Genomic DNA, 21,504 nt, shown 5'->3' with positions numbered 1-21,504 from the left:
AAGCCTTGCAAAACCGCCATTTTGAGGCATTCTCGACCAATAATAATGCACCGGGTCGGTGACTTCCGCATGACAACGAGGGCGAGCAAGTTGCGGTCGCCATTCGACCAAAGGGAACAGACGTCGCGAGGGGCGACACAGCATCTGTGACCGACGCAGCCTTGCCGGTGCATGGGCAGGGACGTGAAACATGAACGGTTTTCAATCGCTTGGCGATGTTCCCGGACACGGAGGCTTTTCTGTCGACGTGAGCGACCGCCCCCTTGCCTCTCGCCAGGGCTATTGGTCGCAAGCGCTGCAACGCGGTTATTACAATTTCGACGTCAGCACCGTGCCCGATTTCACCGAGGGTCGCTTCGATGTCTTCAACGTTGGCTCGCTGCGGATCGGCAAGCTCGAATCCGATGCGACCCGCGTTCATCGCCGTCCCGCCCACGTGCGCGACGACGGGGACAATTCCTTTGTCATACAAATTCCCGGTTCGACTCCCCTGTGGCTGACCCAGGGGCGCAACACGCGGTTCGTCGCCCCCGGGGCTTTCGGCATGGTCGCGGCGGCCGACGAATATATCTATGAACAGCGCGGACACAGTTCAGTGGTCACGCTGAAAATCCCTGCCCCCATGCTGGCCGCACGCTTTCCCATGGTAGGCGATTATATCAATGCGCCGACATCGGCCGAGGATGCGACATCGCGCCTCTTCGTCGATTTCGTCCATTCCTTCTGCCGCCATGCGCCGTTGATGGACAGCTCATCGGCCGGAACGCTGATCCAGCATCTCATAGAGCTGCTCGCGCTGTCCCTGACCGGTGGACAGGAAGAGGCGTCGGGCAGCGCAGTCCACGCCGCGCATCGGCGCAAGGCGCTGACTTTGCTCGAGCGTCAGTTCCGCTCGGCCGACTTGCGCATTTCCGACATCGCCCAGCAGATGCGCGTTTCCGAACGGTATCTGCAAAAGATCTTTGCCGAAGTCGATCAATCGCTCGCAACCGTGCTGCGCGAAAGGCGCCTTGCCGAAGCCCAGCGCCTGTTGACGCGTCCGGGACAAGGTGGCCTTTCGATCACGCAGATCGCCTATGACGCGGGCTTTGCCGATTCCTCGTATTTCTGCCGCGCGTTCAAGAAGGAACTGGGCATGTCCCCGTCCGATTTCGCGCGCCTGGGCCGGGCCTGACGCAGCGGACTTGCGAAGGATTTCGTCACCCCGGACTTGATCCGGGGTGACGGACGTTACTGCCGCAATCCCTAGGCATGAAAAAGCCCGGGAAAGGCGGTGAGCCTTTCCCGGGTCAAGGGTGGAAACGAGGGAAATCCGATCAGCGGAACGAGTAGCGCACCTGCCCGCCGATCCAGCGCGGCTTACCCACGGCCACTTCGTTACAGCCGCAGATCGCCGAAAGGTCGAAGCCGCCGGTCTGATACCACGAATTGAGCACGTTGCGGGCAAAGACCGAAACCTGCCAGCGCGGGTCGGGCGCGGTCCAGTCGAGCTTCAGGTTCATGATGCCCCAGCCGGGCATCTTGTTGGCACTGAAATTGTTGAGATTCTGGAACGATGACGACTGATAGCTACCGTCGATCTGGAACGCCATCTTGCCGCCCGCAACCGGCTTGGGCACCGAGTAACGCAACAGGCCCGAAAGCGTCCAGTGCGGGGCAAAAGTCACCTGGCGGTCAAGCAATTGCCCGCCGACCGGCACGTTCTTCACCTTGTTCGTCTGGTACCCCAGGTTCACCGACATATCGAGATTGTTGACCGGGGTCGCCGCCAGTTCCGCTTCGCCGCCATAGATATAGGCATCGGCATTGATGATCAGCGTCGAGGCACCAAGCCACTGGGCGGCCTGGTAGTTCTTGTAGTCGTAGTAGAACCCGGCCGCGTTGAAACGCAGGCGACGGTCGAACCAGGTCGACTTGATCCCCGCTTCATACGAGATCAGGCGTTCGGGCTTGTAGGGGATCGCGCTCACGGCAAGCGGCGGCCCGCCCGCGTTGAAGCTGCCCGACTTGGCCCCCTGAGTCACACCGGCATAAATGAGCACCTTTTCCGCCGGATGCCAGTCGATCTGGCCCTTCCACGACCACAGGGTATTGGCCAGGTGTCCCTGATAGAGATCCTGCGAAAAACCTGGGAAACTGATCGTGGGCGAATAGTTCCAGTGATAGGGGTCGAGCCCGGTCGTGGGCGTGACCAGCAGCACCTGGAAATCATAGTCCTTCACTTCGCGCGACACACGCACACCGCCGATCAGCGACAGATTGCTCTTCACTGCATATTCGACCTGGGCGAAGGCCGAATAGGACTTGGTGTCGAGCTTCACCACGCGCGGCTGGTCGAACGCCGGGAACGAATAGGTGCTTTCAGGAAGCGCCCCGAGACCCGAGGCACTGTGATTGAGAACATAGAGGAAATACCCGCCCGTCACCCAGGTGAGACCGCCCGACTTGCCGTTGAGGCGCAGTTCCTGGGAGAAGGTCTTTTCGTTGGCGACGTTGTGCCAGACGAACTGGTTTTCCGGTCCTGCTTCGAGATCGAGGCTGAAATCCTTGTCGAAGTGCTTGAAATCGCTGATCGAGGTCAGCGTGGCAAAACCCAGGTCCGACGTCAGCTTGGCGCTGAAGCCCCAGTTGGTGAAAGTATTGGCATTGCCGAAGGTATAATCGCTCGCAGTCAGTGGGCCATTGCCATCCGGATCGCGATAACCATAGAAATCCCCGCCCGCGACCGGACGCGTCGTCCCGGCATAAGGCGAATAGGCCATGTGAACGCACTGACCGTTCTGGATCCCCTGACAGGTCTGATTGGGCGCAGCATCGATGGCGTTGATGATGTTGCCTGCACTGTCGAGTACGGCAACGGTCGCCTTGTTCTGGTAAGGCCCCGTCGAAGCGACCGAAGTGTTGTAAGTCGCCGAGATCCAGAGCTGGGTCTTGGGTCCGAGATCGGCCTCGATCTGCCCGCGCAACGCCCAATTGCCCTTGACCCCGCCGAGGTCGGATCCCGCACCGGGCAGCGAATTCTTGCCAAGGCCCGCCTGATAGGCTGCCGGAACATAAGTCTGCTCGGGATAGGTGTTCTTGATGTAGCCGTCATACCGTTCGTAAAAGCCCGAAAGGCGACCGCGTACGCCCTCGACCAGCGCACCGCCCACGCCGCCTTCGAGCCGGACGTTGTTGTACGAACCATAGGTCGCATCAAGATAGCCGTCGAAGCGATCGGTCGGCCGCTTGGTCAGGTAATTGACGACGCCGCCGGTAGCATTCCGCCCAAACAAAGTACCCTGCGGCCCTTTGAGGATTTCGACATGGTCGACGTCGAACAGGCCGAACATCTGGCCCTGCTGCATGGCGATGTAGGTATCGTCGACATAGACCGCGATCACGGATTCGACGTGGTCGTTATAGTCACTCTGGGTCACGCCGCGCATGGTGAACTGCGACGTCTGCCCGCCGAAGCTGGTCGAGATCGCGACATTGGGTGCCATCTTGGCGAGATCGGTACTGCTGGTAAAGCCAAGCTGGTGCATCTGCGCACCGTTGAACGCGGTGATCGCAATGCCGACATCCTGCAACTTCTGCGACCGACGCTGTGCAGTGACGACGATGTCCTGCAATGGCCCCCCCGCATCCTGCGGCGCCGGAGCGGCCGCAGGCGTTGCCGGTGCCGCCCCCGCGGCATCGTCGCCCGTGCCTGCGTGGGCGACATTGCCCCACAGGCAGGACAGCATTACCCCTGTCATCAGGGCCAGTTTCATTTTCATGGCTCGAATACCCCCCTGTTATGATCTCTGCTGAAAATTGCGCGATTGCGCGAATGCCTTGCTGGAAAAGAATGGAGACAGGGATCAGCCCGCGCGCAGGCGAGCGGTGGCCTCGGCATCGACGGCAAGATCCTCGGCCGCGAGCGTGCCGGTAAAGACGACGCCATAGACGTCGCGCGCGCGGACCTCGTCCTCGTATCCCTCGAGCACGTCGCGCAGCACGCGTGACGGTTCGCGTTCGAACGGATGGCCATATCCCGCGCCCGAGGCATGGTTGCCTTCGACATATTCGCCCGGCATCAGCTTGCGTGCGACAATGTTGGGCAGTTCCTCCCGCTCGCCATCGACCCCGACCAGGAAGTGACGGGCGCAGATGCCGTCATTGCCCCCACGCACCCCGCGCGCCGGGAAATAGGTCCCGTCGCAAGGCCAGTGGACTTCCATCGGATCGAAGCGCGGCCCATAGGCGACTTCGAGCGCCGGAGCCCCGCGGAAGCGCCCTGCCCCAGCGGTCCCGGTCTGCATGCGCAACGACCGGAACAGGATCGGGTGCTTCAACTCGTCAATCTCAATCGAATCCCGGTACATCAGCGCAGCGATCACCGGCAGCGCGTATGTGGGCCAGCCATCGGCCGAGGGACTGCCCGGCCCGCCCGCGCTGGTGATGATCATCTGGTTGACGTAAGGCGCGCCGTCGGTGCGCGCGTCCTTGCCCGACACGACTGCAAACCCCGCGCCCATGCCCACGCCGCCCTCGGCAAGCCCGAACCCGTCGCCGATCTGGGCAAAGGCCGACTGCACGATATTGATGAGGCGGTCCGCCACATTGGTCGTCGCAACCGAGCAACTGTGGGGAAAGCGCGGACGCCCCGCCACAGATCCGTCGCGCAGGATAACGTCGATCCGGCGGAACGAGCCGGAATTGCGCGGCACCGTCGGGTCGATCGAATTGAATACCCCGGCAACCGAGGCCGATGTCGCGGTCGCCTCGCTTTCGTTGAAACCGCAATCGACGTTGTCGACATTGTCGGTGAGGTCGAGCGTCACCCGCGCGGCTTCCGGATCGATCCGCGTCGTAATGTTGAGCGGAATGCCGTCGGGCAGGAGATCCCCAAAGGGATCGTGCGCGCCCGAATGGGTGAGCACGGCAGCGGGCAGCTTGCGGATCGCCTGAACCATGCGACGTTCGGAATAGTCGAACCATGCCGCAATGAAGGTCTTGATCGTGTCCTTGCCGTACTTTTCGCAAAGCTCCTTCAACCGCCGCTCGCCGATGCGGGCGCTGCCGATCCCGGCGAGGAAATCGCCGTGCCATTGCGAGGGCACGCGAATGCGGCTCTTGCACATGCGCAACACGTCTTCATCAGTCTTGTAGTCGCGCTGCACCCGGACCGCCGGAAAGATCAGCGCCCCTTCCTCATAGATGTCGACGGCGTCGGCCATGTAGGTGGTCGGCTTGGAATTGCCGATGTCGGCCTGGTGCGCCTTGGCGACCGTGGTGAAGAGGTGTTCGCCCTCGAAGAAGACCGGCACCAGAAAGGTATGGTCCGCCGGGTGGGTGTTGCCGGTGTAGGGGTCGTTGTGGAGGTAGCAGTCGCCTTCGAGAATGTCCCCGCCGTGGTAGTCGGTCATCGCCTGCGTCTGGAGGTGGCTGCCGAAGATATGGATCGGCAGACCTTCTGCGGCTGCAAGCAACTGGTTGTCGGCGGTACAGATCGAACAGCTGAAATCGCGTGCGCTGTTGATGACCGCCGAACGGGCCGCCCGCAGCAAGGTATGCGTCATCTCACGCACGATACCGTCGATGCGATTGGCGATGATCGCGGTCATGTAAGGGTCGAAATCGGTCATGGCCGTGGCTCCTCAGCGAACCTTGAGAAGGAAATTGCCCGCGCCGCTCACCATCACGCTGGTGCCGGGATAGACGACGAGCGTGGTGGTTGGCTCTTCGATGATCGCGGGGCCGACGATCGTGCGCCCCGGCGCAAGGTCGGCTGGCTTGTAGATGCCCGTCGTGACCGGCTCGGTTCCGCCGAAGAAGCACTGACGCGTCAGCGCGGGCGGCGGCAACGTCACTTCATCGGCCTTGGCGGCGACATCGACGGGCTTGGCCAACGGCACCGTCAGGCGCGCTTTCCAGTTGACGATCTCGACCGGGCTGCCTTCGTCACGAACGGCAAAGACGCGCTCGTGAACCTGATGGAACGTCTCGGCGAGCAGCTCGGCCCCGCCTTCGATCGGCAGCGGCACTTGCGGCAGCGGCGTGTCGAGTTCCCAGACCTGTCCCAGATAGCGGGCTTCGGCGATGTATTCGATCCTGGCCCCGCTCATGTCGCGGTCGGGCAAGCTCGCTGCGAACCCTTCGAGCTTCTCACGCAAGGTGCCCAGCACGCGGTTGACTTCGACAATGTCGAGCCGGTCGGTCTGCATGACGAGGCTCGCGGTTTCCTCCGCGACAATGTCCGCATGCTGCATGCCTGAGGCCGACAGAGCCGAGGCGACCTTGGGCAGGATCACCCGTTCGCACCCCAGTTCCGCCGCGATGGTCATGATGTTGACCCCGGCCGCACCACCGCCTGCAACGATCGTGCTTTCGCGCGGGTTGAGCCCTTCGCTGATCGTGACGTCGGCGATCGCCCGCACCATGAGGTCGCTGGCAAGACTCATGATCCGGAACGCGGTTTCCTCGATGCTGAGCCCCACGGCTCCCGCAACCGATCCGACTGCGGCACGCGCGGCTGCCACGTCGAGCTTCATCCGCCCGCCGAGGAAGTAATCCGGGTCGAAATAGCCGAGCACGACCGCGGCATCCGAAACGGTCGGCAAGGTGCCGCCGCGCCCGTAACAGGCAGGCCCCGGTTCCGATCCCGCCGATTGCGGTCCGACCCGCATCAGCCCGCCTTCATCGATCCATGCGATCGAACCGCCGCCCGCGCCGATCGAGCGCATGTCGACGGCCGAAATGCCGAGAAGGTCGCCGGTATAGGCAGGCCCGAGCCAGGTATCGCGGCTGAAGGTGATGCGTCCGTCGCGCACCAGCCCGACGTCGAACGTCGTGCCCCCGGTGTCGCAGATGATGACGTTGTCGCCGAGATCCTCCATCCGGGCAAAGGCCCGTCCGGCAATCGGCGCCATCGCCGGACCCGATCCGATCGTGTAGATCGGGCGGCTGACCAGCGCATCGATATGACTGCACCCGCCAGCCGCCGTGCTGACGAGGATTTCGCCGACAAGGCCCGCCGCGCGCAGGTCTTCTTCCAGTTCGCGCAGATGCTGCTGCATCAGCGGCTTGAGTGAGGCGTCGATCGCGGTTGCCGAAGCGCGGCGATATTCGCGGACCACCGGGATCAGCTGATGCGAAAGGGTAAAGGGGATGTCCGGCGCAACCGAGCGCAGGATTTCGCCGAACCGCAATTCGTGGGCCGGATTGGCGACCGACCACAGGAGACAGACGGCGACCGCCTCGAACCCGCGAGCAACGATTTCGGCGGCAAGCTCCCGGGCGGCGGCCTCGTCGAAAGCGGTCAGTTCCTCGCCTTCGGCCGAAATGCGCCCCGGCAATTCGAACGTGTGGCGACGGGGAATGAAGGGAGCCGGATAGTCCTGGGTAAAGTCATGGGGATTGAACTTGCCCCCTTCCTTCAACAGCAGAATGTCGGGAAATCCCTCGGTGCTGACGAAAGCCGTCCGCGCGACGTTCTTGGTGACGATCGCATTGGTCGAACGGGTGGTGCCGTAGATGAACAGCGACGTCTGTGCGAGCAAATCGCCGACCGGAACGTCGAGTTCGGAAGCCGCCGCCTCGATCGCGCTGTGCACCCCTTCGAAAATGCGGCGATGAGTGGTGAGTGCCTTGCCGATGGTCATGACGCCGCTCGCGTCGCTGACGATCACATCGGTGAAGGTTCCGCCGGTATCGACTGAAATCTTGTATGTCACGCTGCCTGCCCCTCTGGCGCATCGGGCGCCATCGTTTCTGCCTGTGGCTGTCACCACGCGAAGGGCATTGAACACGCTTGCCGCGCGTCCCGCTTGGACGGAGCCGCACAAGTGACAGGACGGACCCGCCCGCACGAAAAGGATGCCGACACCCGTCCAGTGTCACCAAGGTTACGCAATCGGGTCATAGCGCAGAGCCGCAGGAGCTCCCCCGGTCATGCCCGTCGCCAAACCTGAAATCATTCGCTGGGTCGCCACCCGCATCGTGCCCCACGAACCGGCGGTGCGTTCGGCTCTGCGCCGGCTGGGCGTCATGGGCGGCGACATCGACGACATCGTGCAGGACGCCTATTGTCGCTTTGCCGCACTTTCAGGCACCGACCACATCGAGCGGCCCGGCGCCTATTTCATGCAGACGGTCAAGAACCTGTGGCGCGACCATTTGCGGCGCGCGGCAATCATCCGTTTCGAAGACCTTACGGAAAGTGCGCAGATCTTCGTCGATCCCGATGCGACCGGTCCCGAACAGGCCGTGGCCGCCCGGATGCATTTGCGGATGGTCGAACGCCTGATCGAGGATCTGCCGGAACGCTGCCGCCGGATCTTCACGATGAAACGGGTGGAAGGCCTGTCACAGCGAGAGATTGCACGCACGCTCGGGGTGAGCGAAAGCGTAGTGGAAAATGACGTGCAGAAAGCCTTGCGCCTGTTGATGGCCGCCATGCGATCTGCCGATGCGGACATGGGAACGCATATGGCGTCCCCCGACGACGAAGACAGGAACGACCTTGGCGCAGGACGCGAGAAAATACGGCACTACGGTTGAAGCCGAAGCGGCCGAATGGGCCGCGCGGATCGACGCCGCATCTTCGCAACTGCCCGCCGATCTCCAGCAAGACCTCGACAACTGGCTCGATGCAGCCCCCGCGCACAGCGGGGCATTGCTGCGCGCGCAAGCCATGCTGCACCTGCTCAATACCGCAGAACCCACCCCCGAGTGCATGGCCCCTGCCGAAGCGCCGGTCGTGCCCTCCGCCCGTCACCACCCGCGCCACCGGCGCGCGCTCATCGGCGGGCTGGCTGGCTTGGCGGCATCGGTGGTCGCAGCGTTCCTGCTGCTCTCTGACGCGCGGACTTATGCGACGGACCCCGGCGAATTGCGCCACGTCGCCCTTGCCGACGGCACCGCCCTCACCATCGACGCGCACAGCAAGCTCAAAGTCGATCTCGACCGCGACAAACGCACCGTGGAGCTCGAGACCGGACGAGCCTTGTTCCGCGTCGCTCACGACGTGCAGCGCCCGTTCCGGGTGACAGTCGACGATGTCACCATCACCGATGTCGGCACCGTGTTCGAAGTGGACGAGGATGAGGGCAAGGTCACGGTCGTGGTCGGCGAAGGCATCGTCGACGTCGCCACCCCGACCGGCAATGCGCGCCTGACTGCCGGTCAGAAACTGACATTTGCCCGCGGATCGGCGCCGATGGTACAGGCCCTTCCCACCGATACCGTCGAACGCACTCTGGCGTGGAGCAATGGGCAGCTCGAACTCGACGGCGACACTCTCGGCGCGGCCATCGCCGACATGAACCGCCGCAACCGTGTGCAGATCCGCCTCGCCCGTCCCGCGCTTGCCGACGAAAAGCTCTATGGCGCGTTCCGCCTCGACGACCCGCAAGAGTTTGCCCGTGCCGCAGCCCTCAGCATCGCCGCCCCCGTCCGCGTTGAAGGCAACGATATCGTGATCGGCGAAAAATAATTCTCGCCCCGCCTAAGGAAAGGTGGAGCACACCCGTCGAATGGATGAGAGGGCCGGATCGGGCCTGCCATCCGTCGAGGGGATCCATGACTTCATTTTTTCGCCGCACGCTTGCCGGCACCGCGCTTGCCACCACGATGCTCGGGGCTCCGGGCCTTGCCACCGCCGCGCAGACGACCGGCTTCAATGTTCCGGCACAGGATGTCGCGGCCGCCGTGCGCCAGTTCGGTCGCCAGAGCCATGTACAGATCGTTGTCGCAGGCCGCGTCGCACAGGGGCGCCGCACGCACGCGATCGCCGGAGCCATGTCGGTCGACGAGGCCCTTGCCCACATGCTCGCCGGAACCGGGCTTTCCGCGCGCAAGTCGGGCGAAGACGCCTATGTGATCGTCCCAAACGCCGATGAGGCCGCAGCCATCCCGGCAGACGAGGCTCCGGCCATCATCGTGACCGGCGTCCTCGAAGCCCAGCGCGAGGCCGTCGCGGAAAAGCGCGAGGCCGAGAATGTCGTCGAAACGCTCCATGCCAACGATGTCGGCAAATTGCCCGACCAGAACGTTGCCGAGGCGATCAAGCGCCTGCCGGGCCTGACCGCCGCAAACGACCAGGGCGAAGGACGCTATGCGGTGATCCGCGGCATCGACCCGGCCCTTGCCAACGTCACCTTGAACGGCATGACCCAGCCCGCTCCCGAACCGGACGGGCGCCAGGTCAAGCTCGACGACTTGCCCAGCGCGATGATCCAGTCGGTCACGGTCTCGAAATCGCTGCTCGCCAGCCAGGACGCCAACGCCATCGCCGGTGAAGTCGCCATCCGCACCAAGACTGCGTTCGACAGCAAGAAGCCCTTCTTCTTCGACGCACGCGCTTCGGCCGGAGCCATATTGCTCAACAACAAGGTGCCCTATGAAATCGACGGGACGCTCGGCGGCCGTTTCGGTGCGGAGCGGCAGTTCGGCGCCGTCGTCAGCGTCAACTATTCCCGGCGCCCGATCGAAAGCGAGAACTATCAGGGGTCGAGCGCAGCCACCTATGCCGCGACCGGCGTTCCGGACGGCAATGGCCTGCGCGACTACAACCTCACCCGCACGCGTCTCGGCATTGTCGGCAATTTCGACTGGCACCCGAGCGACAAGGTCAAAATCTATCTGCGCACGTCCTATTCCGAATTCGAGGATCACGAGACGCGCGACCAGAACCGTCTCGCCGTCACCGGCTATGACAGCACCACCGGCGCGCCCTCCAAGGCCACCGCGACCATCCTGGTCCGCCGTCGCGAGGAAAACGACCACACCATCGGCGCAACCCTGGGCGGTGATTTCTCCGACATTGCCGGGGGCCATCTCGAAATGGCGGGCGGCTATACCCGCGCGGTGAAGAAGGACCCGATCCGCAGCGAATTCACGTTCACCACCGCCAAAAGCAGCGTGACCTCGCTCAACTACGATCCTTCCACCAATCCCTATACGCTGACCCCATCGGGCAGCTTTTCCGGCCTGTTCGCCGATCCGTCGAAATTCTATTTTTCGAAGTACAATTTCGAACAACGCTATGCCTACGAGGAAATCTGGCAGGGCAAGATCGACTACAGCCACCCGATCCCGCTCGGCAGCGATTCCGAAGTGAAGCTGGGAGCCAAGCTGCTCGACCGGCACAAGGCGGACGACCACAACAAGACCACCTGGAACGCGACCAAGACCGCCTGGTATCTCTCCAACGTCGGCTATACCGGCAACACCGGTTTTTACGGCAACGAGTTCGATTTCGGCACGCGGATCAACTACTTCGCGGCGCGGGACTATCTCACTGCGAACATGGCGACCTATGCGACGGTCAACACCTCGAGCACGATCTCGGACTCGCTGTCGAGCGACTATGACGTGCGCGAAACGATCGCGGCGGGCTATGTCATGGCCCGGCTGAAATTCGGCAATCTCACCGTCATTCCCGGTGTGCGCGTCGAAGCCACGCACGACAGCACCAAGGCCAAGCTGGTCACCGCGTCCTCCACTCTGGCCCAGGGTTTCAACAGCTTCGGCTCGGTCGGCTATATCGACGTCTTCCCCGGACTAAACGTCAAGTTCGAAGCATCCCGCAAGCTGCAGGTGCGTGGCGCCGTAACGACCTCGATCGGTCGGCCCAACTATCCGCAACTTGCCCCTTATGTGATCGTCGATACCAGCACGCCGTCGATCCCGGCGATCACGCTCGGCAACCCGGACCTCAAACCCTATCGCGCGGTCAATCTCGATGCGGCGGTGGAATTCTATCCGATGCCGGGCAGCATCGTTTCTGCCGGAATTTTCCACAAGGATATCGACAACCCGATCTATTCCTACACCCGCACCGGCGTCGACGGCACCTATGCTGCGGTCGCCTATACCAATGCCAGCGTGACCCAGCCGATCAACGCATCGAGCGAAAGCATCACCGGCGTCGAATTCAACATCCAGCACCAGTTCCAGAATCTTCCCGGCGCACTGTCCGGGTTCGGCTTCTCGGGGAATTTCAGCCACACCTGGGGCCATGCCGGAGCAAGCGAAATCCGGGCCAGCGCCGTGCCGCTCGCCTATCAGTCGAAGAACGTGGCAACCGCACAGATCTTCTATGAAAAATACGGCTTCACCGCCCGCCTCGCGTTCTCGTACCGCTCGGCCTATCTCGACACGCTCGGCGCCAGCGCGACACTCGACCAGTATACCGACGCCAACGGCCAGCTCGATTTCCACGCCAGCTATCAGATCCGCCCCGCCATCACGGTGTTCGGCGACGCGGTCAACCTCACCGATGCGCCGTGGCGCCGCTATCTCGGCGCCGGGACGTCCTATCTGATCGAACGCGAACGCTATGGCCCGTCGCTGCGCGGCGGCGTGCAGGTCCATTTCTGAAAGCTCATGACAATGCGTCCCTCCCTGCTCACCTTAGCGGTCTTTGCGACAACTCTCCTGCTTTCGGGCGGAGCGCAGGCCAAGGCCCCGAACGCCTCCCTGAAAGTCGCTTCCCTCAAAGTCGAGCGCACCGTGCTGGTCATGCGGCACGGCGTGCGTCCTCCGACCAAGGCGCCCGCCATGCCGCAAGGCGTCGCGGCACAGGCGTGGCCCGACTGGCCGGTCGCGCCGGGCTGGCTTACTCCGCATGGCGGGCTCGCCGTCGAAAGGCTCGGCACGGCCGATGCCTTGCGCTTTCGCGCACAAGGCCTGCTCCCCCGTCACGGCTGCCCATCGGCGGCGGCCGTTCGCATTGTCGCCGACAGCGACCAGCGCACGATCGAAACGGCGCGGCACTGGACCAGGGCGCTGGCGCCTGCCTGCGCGCTCGCCATCGATCACAAGCCCCAGGACGAGAACGATCCCCGGTTCGATCCGCTCAGAAGCGGCCTTGCCAAACTCGATCCCGCACAGGCGATGGCCGCTGTCGAGGCGGCAACCGGTCCCGACGGCATGGCAGCGCTCGACCGCGCGAACCGTCCGCTGCTGACGCGACTTGACGCCATCCTGTGCGGCCCTGCCACAAGTGCCTGCGGCGTCTCCACAAACCCCAGCGTCCTTGTCTCAGGAAAAGCCGGTGGACGCCCGAAAATGAGCGGCGCGCTCGATCAGGCATCGACCGCAGCGCAAGTCCTGCTGCTCGAATACGGCGAAGGAAAGCCGCTGAGCGAAGTCGGTTGGGGACGCGCATCGGCAGCCGACATCGCCGCGCTTTCCGCATTCCACGCGCTTGAATTCCGCCTGCTGGCGCGTCCGCCCGTGATCGCGGCGGCCAGTCTGGCAGGCCTGACCCCGGTCATTCGCGAAGGATTGAGCGGATCGGCCAAAGTGACGCTGATTGCCGGACACGACACCAATGTCGCCAATCTTGCCGGATTGCTCGATGCCCATTGGCACGTTCCCGGCTTTGCCGCCGACGATCCGGCACCGGGCGGCGCCATCGTTCTGGAATTGCTGCGGGACGCAGATGGAACCCGGTTCGTCCGCGCCGCCTACCGCGCCCAGACGCTGGACCAGATCCGCACCGCAGCCCCGCTTGCCAAGGCATGGCGCACGCCCCTGACGATCGGTCGCTGCACAACGCGGATCGCCCCGGACACCTGCCCGCTCGACGATTTCCTCAAGCTGTTGGAAAACCTGTCCTGATGCGGAAAATCAGGAAAGAAAGTGGTGCGCCCGACGGGATTCGAACCCATGGCCCCAAGATTAGGAATCTTGTGCTCTATCCTGCTGAGCTACGGGCGCCCGAGTTCTCCATAGGGGCCTTGGAGATTCGGCGCAATGGCGGGGCTTGGCAATTGCCGAGCCCTCGCCGGCAGATTCAGTTGACGTCACCAGGCGGGGCGACCGGAAACAGGATCGGCGCGATTTCAACGCCTTCCTCGATCAGGGCCTTCGCTTCGTCCGGGCTGGCTTCACCATGGATCATGGCGTTGTCCTGTTCGCCGTAATGCATGGCGCGGGCCTGCTCGACGAATTGCTTGCCGACCCAGGTCGAGGACTTGAGCGCCTCGGCCTGCGCCTTGGCAATAGCTTGAAGTACGGCTGCGGCTTGCGGGGACAGCGGCGGCGCGGGTGCAGGAGCGGTTGCAGGGCCTGCATCCGCTTCCTGCGCGCGCGCCGGAACGGCTTTGGGCATCTGGTCGGGCAACTGGTTGCCCTTGCGCCCGACATGGGGCGCCATGACCGCCTTGGTCACGTCGCTGCTGCCGCAGACCGGGCACGTCACCAGCCCGCGCGCATGTTGCTCGGCATAATCGTCGGACGAGCCGAACCACCCTTCGAAACGGTGCCCGGCCGCTTTGCATTCAAGATCGAAGACAATCATGGCCTTGATGTGGGAATGTCGCGCTTGTTGACAAGACTGGGCAGCTGCCGACGCACTTCGGCAAGGCGCGCCATGTCGAGCGTTGCAAAGCCGAGCCCGGCTTCCTCGCCCATGTCGAGAATGACCTGCCCCCACGGATCGATCACCAGCGAGTGGCCGTAAGTCTCGCGCCCGTCCTCGTGCCGTCCTGTCTGCGCAGGGGCGATCACGAAGGCACTCGCCTCGACCGCACGGGCGCGCTGCATCAGATGCCAATGCGCCTTGCCCGTCGGCACCGTGAAGGCCGCAGGGATAGCGATTACATCGCAGGAACGCCGTCCAAGCTCTTCAAACAAAGCGGGAAAACGAAGATCGTAGCAGATCGAAAGACCCAGTCGCCCGACCGGGCAATCCACCGTCACCACCTCTTCGCCGGGACGATAGGCCGCCGATTCCCGCCAGCTTTCGCCGGTCGCGAGATCGACGTCGAACATGTGGATCTTGTCATAGCGGGCAACGATTTCACCGCTCGGATCGATCACGAACGTCCGGTTGGCAAAGCGTCCTTCGCCGTCGCGCTCGGCCCGGACCGGCAAGGACCCGACATGAAGCCAGGTGCCGTGCTTCGCGGCCGCTTCGCGCAAAGTTGCCAGCGTCGGATTGGACGCCTCGGGCAGGATATGCGGCGCCGCGCGTTTCCGGTCGCGGTCGAGCAGCCCGGCCATTTCCGGTGTGAACAACATGGCCGCGCCCTCGTCGGCGGCCTTGCCGAGCGCCTCCGCAATCGTCGCGGCATTGGCGGCGGGATCGATCCCGCTCGTCATCTGCAGGACAGCGACACGCACAGCCGCGCGTACACCGGGCGGAACCGAAGTCTCGTTCACATGGGCAGCATTCATGGCACCGCGCTCACAGTCCGAGCAGCGGATCGAGCCCGCCTTGCGCATCGAGCGCCATCAGGTCGTCGCATCCGCCGATATGGCGATCATCGATGAAAATCTGGGGCACGGTCGTGCGACCGGGCGCGCGATCGAGCATTTCCTGCCGCTTGGGACCACCCATGGTGATGTCGTACTCGGTGAAGGCCGCGCCCTTTTCCTCGAGCAAGGCTTTCGCACGGAAGCAATAGGGACAACCCCATTTGGTATAGATCTCGACCCGCGGTTGCGGCTTGCCGTTTTCGCTCATCGGCCCCTCTTGAAATTCGCGTTGACCACCACACATGGCGCAAGAGGTCAGGCGCCGCAAGTCGGGCTTGACCGGAAGACCGGCCTGCCGGAGCGCCGTGATGGGCTCCAGCAGGTCCTTGTGCAGATTGCTCAGCATTGAGGATGTTGCTCATGAACCGTTTCGATTTCACGCCCTACCGCCGCACCACCGTCGGTTTCGACCGCCTGTTCGATTTGCTCGAACGTCAGGCCCGCGCTCAGACCGGCGACAACTATCCCCCGTTCAACATCGAACGGCGCGGCGAAGACCAGTATCGCATCACTCTTGCCGTTGCCGGGTTCAAGCCCGAAGACCTCGACATCACCGCGCAGCAGAACCTGCTCGTCGTCAAGGGCAACAAGGCGGATACCGATCCCGAAAACCGCCAGTTCCTGCACGTGGGAATCGCCAATCGCGGCTTTGAACGCCGTTTCGAACTCGCTGATTTCGTCCGTGTCGAGGATGCTGACCTTGCCGACGGCCTTCTGACCATAGACCTCGTGCGCGAAGTGCCCGAAGCGATGAAGCCCAAGAAAGTGCTGATCGGTGCGCAAAAGACGCTGTCGGTGATCGACGGCAATTCAAGCGCGGCGGCCTGATCGACGCCTTCCAACGCATAACGGGCGCCTTTTCGGGCGCCCGTTTCCTGGCGAACCACTTTCAGGCGGATCGTTTCGATCCGCCTTTTTGTCGTCCCCCGTCTTTATTGACCGGCGTCATCCCGACAACGCCGGGATGACGGATCGGGCGATCAGACCAGACGGGCCTGCTTCACCGCCGCCGAGATGAAATCGCGGAACAGCGGGTGCGGATCGAACGGACGGCTCTTGAGTTCGGGGTGGAACTGCACGCCGATGAACCACGGATGGTCCGGGCGTTCCACGATTTCGGGAAGGAGCCCGTCGGGCGACATGCCCGAAAAGACCAGTCCGCCCGCTTCGAGACGTTCGCGATAGGCCGCGTTGACTTCATAGCGATGGCGGTGGCGTTCACTGATCGTGGTTGCACCATAAATCGCCGCGACATGGCTGTTGCCGTCGAGCCGCGCTTCATAGGCGCCAAGACGCATCGTGCCGCCCAGATCGCCGCCTTCCGCACGGGTTTCGAGCCCTTCGGCCGTCATCCATTCGGTGATGATGCCGACCACCGGTTCGTCAGTCGGACCAAATTCGGTCGAACCGGCATTAGCGATCCCGGCCGTGTTGCGGGCCGCTTCGACGCAGGCCATCTGCATGCCGAGACAGATACCAAAGAATGGCACCTTGCGCTCGCGGGCAAAACGGACCGAGGCGATCTTGCCTTCGGTCCCACGTTCGCCGAATCCGCCCGGTACGAGAATGGCATGCATCGGTTCGAGATGCGCGGCGATCTCACTGTCGTCCTTTTCGAACAGCTCGGCATCGATCCAGCGGATGTGAACTTTCACGCGATTGGCAAGGCCGCCGTGGACCAGAGCCTCGTTCAGCGACTTGTACGCGTCCGGCAGGCCGACATACTTGCCGACGACACCGATCGTCACTTCGCCTTCCGGATTGTGGAAGCGGTCGACGATGTCGATCCAGCGCGCAAGGTCGGGATCGGGTGCGGTCAGGCCAAAGTGACGCAGGACTTCGTTGTCGAGGCCTTCGGCATGATACTGCAAGGGCACCGAATAGATGCTGCTCGCGTCGAGCGCCGGGATGACCGCCGATTTGCGCACATTGCAGAACTGCGCGATCTTGGCCCGCTCGCTTTCGGGCAGCGCCTTTTCACAGCGGCAGAGCAGAATGTCGGGCTGAATGCCGAGCCCCGTCAGTTCGCGTACCGAGTGCTGCGTCGGCTTGGTCTTCAGCTCGCCGGCTGCCGCGATATAGGGCACCAGCGTCACGTGGACGAAGCAGGTCTGGTCGCGATCGAGTTCGTTGTGGAGCTGACGCAGGGCCTCGATGAACGGAAGCCCTTCGATGTCGCCGACCGTGCCGCCGATTTCGCACAGGACGAAATCGAGATCGTCGGTTTCCGCCTGGGCGAAATCCTTGATCGCATCGGTCACGTGGGGAATCACCTGAACCGTCGCGCCCAGATAATCGCCGCGTCGTTCGCGGGTGATGATGTCGCGATAGATTCGGCCTGACGTGATGTTGTCCGCCTGCCGCGCCGATACGCCGGTGAAGCGTTCATAGTGACCGAGGTCGAGGTCGGTTTCCGCCCCGTCGTCCGTCACGAAGACTTCCCCATGCTGATAGGGGCTCATCGTCCCCGGATCGACATTGAGATAGGGATCGAATTTGCGGATGCGCACGCGAAATCCGCGTGCCTGCAGCAACGCCGCGAGGCTTGCTGCCATGAGACCCTTGCCGAGCGAGGAAACCACGCCGCCGGTGATAAAAATGTACCGCGCCATGGGAATTGGACCTTAGCGTCAGAGGTTGCACGGGCGCAAGCGGTTAGCGGGAGAATATTACCGCAATCCACAGGCACCGTATGAATGAAACGCAGGAGGCCCGCAGCCTGCCGCATGGCAGGCCGGGACCGATCCTTGTTTCAGGCGAAAATAGCCGCAAGCAGGCCGCCCGACAGGGGCAGCCCGCCTCATGCGGTCGATGTGTTACTGCTTCGCGGCACCCGACAGAGGGTCGCTGGGCAGCGGCTTTGCACCCGACGAAGGCTGCGCCTGCGTCGCGGGAGCAACCTGCCCGGTCGCGCCGCCAGCCTGACCCGCGCCGGCCAGCGGATCGGGAGCCGACTGGGTCGGCAGCGAACGGTTGAGCGAGGTGTCGATCTGGTGCGTCGAATTGGTGCCGACCGCAAGCGCGGCGAGCACGATCGACAGGCCGACGAAAATCGCGGCCAGAATCGTGGTGGCGCGAGTCAGGAAATCGGCCGCACCGCGCGCCGACATGAAGCCGGACGGGCTGCCGCCAACCCCGAGGCCGCCGCCTTCGGACTTCTGCATCAGGATAACCATGACCAGCAGAAGCGCGACGATGGCCTGAACCACCGAGAGGAATACGAACAAGGACATCAATAGACCTGCCTGAAAATCATGCACGGCCACTTAGGGCGGGGGAAGCGTCAGCGCAAGCCCACCCATGCATGACCACATGCCCACGCGGACACCTGTGTCCGGCGGACGCTTTCGCCAGCCGTTTCCGTCAGCGCGCCGCAGCCGCCACGATCGGCAGGAACGCATCGGCCGTCAGGCTAGCACCGCCGACCAGCGCCCCACCCACGCCCGGCGAAGCCAGAAGTGCCGACGCGTTCTCGCCATTGACCGAACCGCCATAAAGAATACGCACTTTCGCCGCCGCATCGCCGAACGCCGCGACAAGACGAGCGCCGATCGAGGCATGCATCGCGATCACGTCCTCGACCGCCGCGACACGTCCGGTCCCGATGGCCCAGACGGGCTCATAGGCAAGGGAGAGCTTGCCCAGCGCAGCAGCTTCTGCCGCGCCCTGCACCAACGGCAGCGACGCATCGACCTGGCCGCCGACAACGGCCTCGGCCTGGCCCGCATCGCGTTCGTCGAGCGTTTCACCGACACAGATGATGACACCAAGCCCCGCCGCCAGCGCGGCTTCGGCCTTGGCCTTCACGATCGCATCGGTTTCGCCATGGTCGCGACGGCGCTCGCTGTGCCCGACGATCACGACATCGGCCCCGATGTCGGCCAGCATGGCCGCCGAAACGTCGCCGGTATGCGCGCCCTTGGCTGCGGTGTGACAATCCTGCCCACCGATGCCGATATTCGACGTTTCCTCGCGCAGGAGCGCCAGAAACGGAAAGGGCGGAGCCAGGGCGACCTGCACATCGGGGCAACGCTGCGCGCCGCGATCGATGGCCCTTGCCTCGGTCAGCATGGCGCGACTGCCATTCATCTTCCAATTGCCGACGATATAGGGTCGATGCGCCATAACCTTCAGTCCCGCTCCCCAAGTTGCCCGAATTGCGGTGAATCAGTTCCGCTCTTCGGCGGCTACCAAATGGGGACCCGGATTGCAAAACACCCGTTGGTCGAGCCCACGGAATTCTCTGTCGCTCCTTGCGCAAATCGCGGCTTGGCGAAGGCCGAACCAGCCTCTAAGGCAGCGCGGTTTGTCTCTCCCTAGCGATCGGCTGTCATGCTCGGTTTCTTTCGTGCCATTATCAAGTCCCGCTTCGGTGCGGTCCTCGGCCTCGTCTTCCTCGTCCTGATCGTCCTGGCTTTTGCCGGGGCCGACGTCAGTGGCCTTCGCACCGGCAACCTTTTCGGCGGCGACGACGTTGCAACCGTCGGTCATACCGGCATTTCCTCGCGCGAACTCGACAAGACGGTTCGCGCCGCCTTTGACGGCGAACGCCAGCGCACTCCTACCCTGACGATGAAGGATTTCGTCACGAGCCAGAATGCGCTCGAGGAAGTTCTGAGCGGCCTGATCGATCGCGCCGCAGTGCAGGAATGGGGCCAAAAGAACGGCATCGGCGTCAGTGACCGCCTGATCGACAGCGAAATCGCCAAGCTGCCCGCGTTCCAGGGCCCGGACGGCAAGTTCAGCCAGCAGGTCTATAACCAGCTGATCGCGCAGCGCGGCCTGACCGACAAGCAGGTGCGCGAGGACATTGCCAAGGGATTGATGGGCAAGCTCATCATGGCGGGTGCCAGCGAAGGCGCCGCAATGCCCAACGGCGTTGCCCAGCGTTATGCCGAACTGCTCAAGGAAAAGCGCAGCGGCGGCATCCTGATGCTGCCCTCGCAGGCCTTTGCCCCCAAGGCGCCGGCCACCGACCAGCAAGTCGCCGATTTCTACAAGGCCAACATCGTGCGCTATCAGCGCCCGGAACGCCGCACGATCCGCTACGTCCTGGTCGATGAAGCCGCGATCAAGAATCTCGGCGCACCCAGCGATGCCGACATTCAAAAGCGCTATCAGGCCAATGCGGCTCTCTATGCGCCGAACGAAACCCGCTCGATCACCCAGGTGATCCTGCCTTCGCAGTCGGCAGCACAGGCTTTCGCCGCCGACCTTGCAGGCGGCAAGACGATCGAGGCGGCGGCTGCGGCCAAGGGCCTTGCCCCGGCCAAGATCGCCGACCGTACGCATGACCAACTGGTATCCGACACGTCCAAGGCGGTTGCCGACGCCGTGTTTTCCGCCCAGCAGGGCAAACTGATCACCCCGACGAAGGGCGCGCTCGGCTGGAGCGTCGCACGCGTCGACGCGATCAAGAAGAACCCCGGCAAGACGCTCGACCAGGCGCGCGCCGAAATCGTCCTCGCCCTCACCGCCGAACGCCACAAGGCGGCGATGACCGACCTTGCCGCCCGCATCGGCGAGCAGGCCGAAAACGGCACCAGCCTTACCGATATCGTCAAGGCCTATGGCCTGACTATCCAGACCACCGACCCGGTTCAGGCCGACGGCAGCAACCCGGCCAAGCCCGGCGACAAGCTGTCGCCCGACGTGCAGGGACTGGTTCAGGCCGCTTTTGCCATGGAACATGAAGGTCAGCCGCAGGTCGCAGGCCTTCCCAACGGGCTGCGTTTCGCCGTGTTCGACGTCGGCGCGATCACGCCCGCCGCCCCTGCTGCGCTCGCCGAGATCAAGGCGCAGGTCGCGGCCGACTGGGCTCGTGCACAGGGCGCAGCTGCCGCTGCCGCTGCCGCCGACAAGGTCCTTGCTGCCGTGGCCAAGAAGACACCGCTCGACGTTGCGGTGAAGTCGCTCGGCCTGCCGCTGCCTCCGATCGACAAGGTCGCGATGACCCGCGAACAGCTGACCCAGATGCAGCCGCGTGTCCCCGCGCCCTATGCCCTGATGTTCTCCATGACCAAGGGGTCGGCCAAGAAGCTGGCTGCCCCCAATCAGGCCGGATGGCTGGTGATCGCACTCGACAACGTCGAAAACGGCACCGTTGCTCCCAACGATCCGCTGATCGCCCAGGCCGCCGGCCAGCTCGGTCAGGTCGCCGGGCGCGAATATGCCGACGAACTGCGCACCGCGATCACGCATGAAATCGGCTCGAAGCGGAACGAAGCTACGCTCCGCACCGTTCGCGAAGCTCTGGTCGGCGCACAGTGA

16 protein-coding genes and 1 tRNA gene are annotated in these 21,504 nt (G+C 63.6%); 7 read left to right on the top strand and 10 right to left on the bottom strand.

Going from position 1 to position 21,504, the window contains the following annotated elements:
• Positions 1-190 precede the first annotated feature (190 nt).
• Positions 191-1,174 (top strand): helix-turn-helix domain-containing protein, encoded by a 984-nt coding sequence (locus tag Y88_RS03435; protein WP_008066332.1) that lies wholly within the window; start codon positions 191-193, stop codon positions 1,172-1,174.
• Between the two features lie 142 nt (positions 1,175-1,316).
• Here the strand turns inward: Y88_RS03435 and Y88_RS03430 are convergent, their stop codons facing one another.
• The 3 genes from Y88_RS03430 to Y88_RS03420 form a co-directional block, all read right to left on the bottom strand.
• Complete coding sequence (locus tag Y88_RS03430) at positions 1,317-3,740, bottom strand: TonB-dependent receptor (protein ID WP_232280897.1); 2,424 nt, start codon at positions 3,738-3,740, stop codon at positions 1,317-1,319.
• A 105-nt stretch (positions 3,741-3,845) separates the two neighbouring features.
• Complete coding sequence (locus Y88_RS03425) at positions 3,846-5,612, bottom strand: hydantoinase B/oxoprolinase family protein (protein ID WP_008066326.1); 1,767 nt, start codon at positions 5,610-5,612, stop codon at positions 3,846-3,848.
• Between the two features lie 12 nt (positions 5,613-5,624).
• A complete protein-coding gene (locus Y88_RS03420) occupies positions 5,625-7,700 on the bottom strand; it encodes a hydantoinase/oxoprolinase family protein (RefSeq protein ID WP_008066325.1) in 2,076 nt (691 codons plus the stop codon).
• Positions 7,701-7,917: 217 nt separating this feature from the next.
• Between Y88_RS03420 and Y88_RS03415 the strand changes: the two genes are divergently transcribed.
• The 4 genes from Y88_RS03415 (at position 7,918) to Y88_RS03400 (ending at position 13,593) form a co-directional block, all read left to right on the top strand.
• Entirely contained in the window at positions 7,918-8,526 is a 609-nt protein-coding gene (locus Y88_RS03415) for an RNA polymerase sigma factor (protein ID WP_008066324.1), read from the top strand.
• Entirely contained in the window at positions 8,489-9,460 is a 972-nt protein-coding gene (locus Y88_RS03410; RefSeq protein WP_008066312.1) for a FecR family protein, read from the top strand. The genes Y88_RS03415 and Y88_RS03410 overlap by 38 nt, the downstream gene beginning before the upstream one ends.
• A gap of 86 nt (positions 9,461-9,546) precedes the next feature.
• Positions 9,547-12,348 (top strand): TonB-dependent receptor, encoded by a 2,802-nt coding sequence (locus Y88_RS03405; RefSeq protein WP_008066311.1) that lies wholly within the window; start codon positions 9,547-9,549, stop codon positions 12,346-12,348.
• A 6-nt stretch (positions 12,349-12,354) separates the two neighbouring features.
• A complete protein-coding gene (locus Y88_RS03400; RefSeq protein ID WP_232280896.1) occupies positions 12,355-13,593 on the top strand; it encodes a histidine-type phosphatase in 1,239 nt (412 codons plus the stop codon).
• Between the two features lie 22 nt (positions 13,594-13,615).
• Here the strand turns inward: Y88_RS03400 and Y88_RS03395 are convergent.
• The 4 genes from Y88_RS03395 to grxC all read right to left on the bottom strand — a co-directional run bounded on the left by Y88_RS03395 (position 13,616) and on the right by grxC (position 15,442).
• Positions 13,616-13,692, bottom strand: a tRNA-Arg gene (locus Y88_RS03395).
• 76 nt (positions 13,693-13,768) lie between these two features.
• Entirely contained in the window at positions 13,769-14,275 is a 507-nt protein-coding gene (locus Y88_RS03390; protein WP_008066309.1) for a DUF1178 family protein, read from the bottom strand.
• Complete coding sequence (locus tag Y88_RS03385) at positions 14,272-15,153, bottom strand: carbon-nitrogen hydrolase family protein (RefSeq protein WP_008066308.1); 882 nt, start codon at positions 15,151-15,153, stop codon at positions 14,272-14,274. The genes Y88_RS03390 and Y88_RS03385 overlap by 4 nt, the downstream gene beginning before the upstream one ends.
• Before the next feature lie 10 nt (positions 15,154-15,163).
• A complete protein-coding gene (grxC, locus tag Y88_RS03380; RefSeq protein ID WP_036500099.1) occupies positions 15,164-15,442 on the bottom strand; it encodes a glutaredoxin 3 in 279 nt (92 codons plus the stop codon).
• A 152-nt stretch (positions 15,443-15,594) separates the two neighbouring features.
• Here grxC and Y88_RS03375 point away from each other — a divergent pair, with 152 nt between their 5' ends.
• The gene (locus Y88_RS03375; RefSeq protein ID WP_026166833.1) at positions 15,595-16,062 is read left to right on the top strand and encodes an Hsp20 family protein; all 468 of its coding nucleotides are present in this window, start codon (positions 15,595-15,597) and stop codon (positions 16,060-16,062) included.
• 152 nt (positions 16,063-16,214) lie between these two features.
• Here Y88_RS03375 and Y88_RS03370 read toward each other — a convergent pair whose 3' ends face one another.
• The 3 genes from Y88_RS03370 to tpiA form a co-directional block, all read right to left on the bottom strand.
• On the bottom strand, positions 16,215-17,846 hold the full coding sequence (locus tag Y88_RS03370) for a CTP synthase (RefSeq protein WP_008066305.1): 1,632 nt from the start codon (positions 17,844-17,846) through the stop codon (positions 16,215-16,217).
• A gap of 204 nt (positions 17,847-18,050) precedes the next feature.
• Positions 18,051-18,467 carry a preprotein translocase subunit SecG gene (secG, locus tag Y88_RS03365; RefSeq protein WP_018075420.1) on the bottom strand — a complete coding sequence of 139 codons (417 nt, stop codon included), beginning with the start codon at positions 18,465-18,467 and terminating at the stop codon, positions 18,051-18,053.
• A 130-nt stretch (positions 18,468-18,597) separates the two neighbouring features.
• Positions 18,598-19,359, bottom strand: coding sequence for a triose-phosphate isomerase (gene tpiA / locus Y88_RS03360; protein ID WP_008066303.1), 762 nt, complete (start codon positions 19,357-19,359; stop codon positions 18,598-18,600).
• A 207-nt stretch (positions 19,360-19,566) separates the two neighbouring features.
• Here tpiA and Y88_RS03355 point away from each other — a divergent pair, with 207 nt between their 5' ends.
• Positions 19,567-21,504 (top strand): peptidylprolyl isomerase, encoded by a 1,938-nt coding sequence (locus Y88_RS03355; RefSeq protein ID WP_008066302.1) that lies wholly within the window; start codon positions 19,567-19,569, stop codon positions 21,502-21,504.

The sequence above is a fragment of the Novosphingobium nitrogenifigens DSM 19370 genome (assembly GCF_000192575.1).
GTDB lineage: Bacteria > Pseudomonadota > Alphaproteobacteria > Sphingomonadales > Sphingomonadaceae > Novosphingobium > Novosphingobium nitrogenifigens.
This window is presented reverse-complemented; position numbering and strand designations above follow the sequence as displayed.

Coding starts and splice junctions, on each gene's coding strand:
- Y88_RS03405 (WP_008066311.1), top strand. CDS start 9,547: ATGACTTCATTTTTTCGCCGCACGCTTGCCGGCACCGCGCTTGCCACC.
- Y88_RS03425 (WP_008066326.1), bottom strand. CDS start 5,612: ATGACCGATTTCGACCCTTACATGACCGCGATCATCGCCAATCGCATC.
- Y88_RS03435 (WP_008066332.1), top strand. CDS start 191: ATGAACGGTTTTCAATCGCTTGGCGATGTTCCCGGACACGGAGGCTTT.
- Y88_RS03375 (WP_026166833.1), top strand. CDS start 15,595: ATGAACCGTTTCGATTTCACGCCCTACCGCCGCACCACCGTCGGTTTC.
- Y88_RS03430 (WP_232280897.1), bottom strand. CDS start 3,740: ATGACAGGGGTAATGCTGTCCTGCCTGTGGGGCAATGTCGCCCACGCA.
- Y88_RS03370 (WP_008066305.1), bottom strand. CDS start 17,846: ATGGCGCGGTACATTTTTATCACCGGCGGCGTGGTTTCCTCGCTCGGC.
- Y88_RS03415 (WP_008066324.1), top strand. CDS start 7,918: ATGCCCGTCGCCAAACCTGAAATCATTCGCTGGGTCGCCACCCGCATC.
- Y88_RS03385 (WP_008066308.1), bottom strand. CDS start 15,153: ATGAATGCTGCCCATGTGAACGAGACTTCGGTTCCGCCCGGTGTACGC.
- tpiA (WP_008066303.1), bottom strand. CDS start 19,359: ATGGCGCATCGACCCTATATCGTCGGCAATTGGAAGATGAATGGCAGT.
- Y88_RS03400 (WP_232280896.1), top strand. CDS start 12,355: ATGACAATGCGTCCCTCCCTGCTCACCTTAGCGGTCTTTGCGACAACT.
- grxC (WP_036500099.1), bottom strand. CDS start 15,442: ATGAGCGAAAACGGCAAGCCGCAACCGCGGGTCGAGATCTATACCAAA.
- Y88_RS03390 (WP_008066309.1), bottom strand. CDS start 14,275: ATGATTGTCTTCGATCTTGAATGCAAAGCGGCCGGGCACCGTTTCGAA.
- secG (WP_018075420.1), bottom strand. CDS start 18,467: ATGTCCTTGTTCGTATTCCTCTCGGTGGTTCAGGCCATCGTCGCGCTT.
- Y88_RS03355 (WP_008066302.1), top strand. CDS start 19,567: ATGCTCGGTTTCTTTCGTGCCATTATCAAGTCCCGCTTCGGTGCGGTC.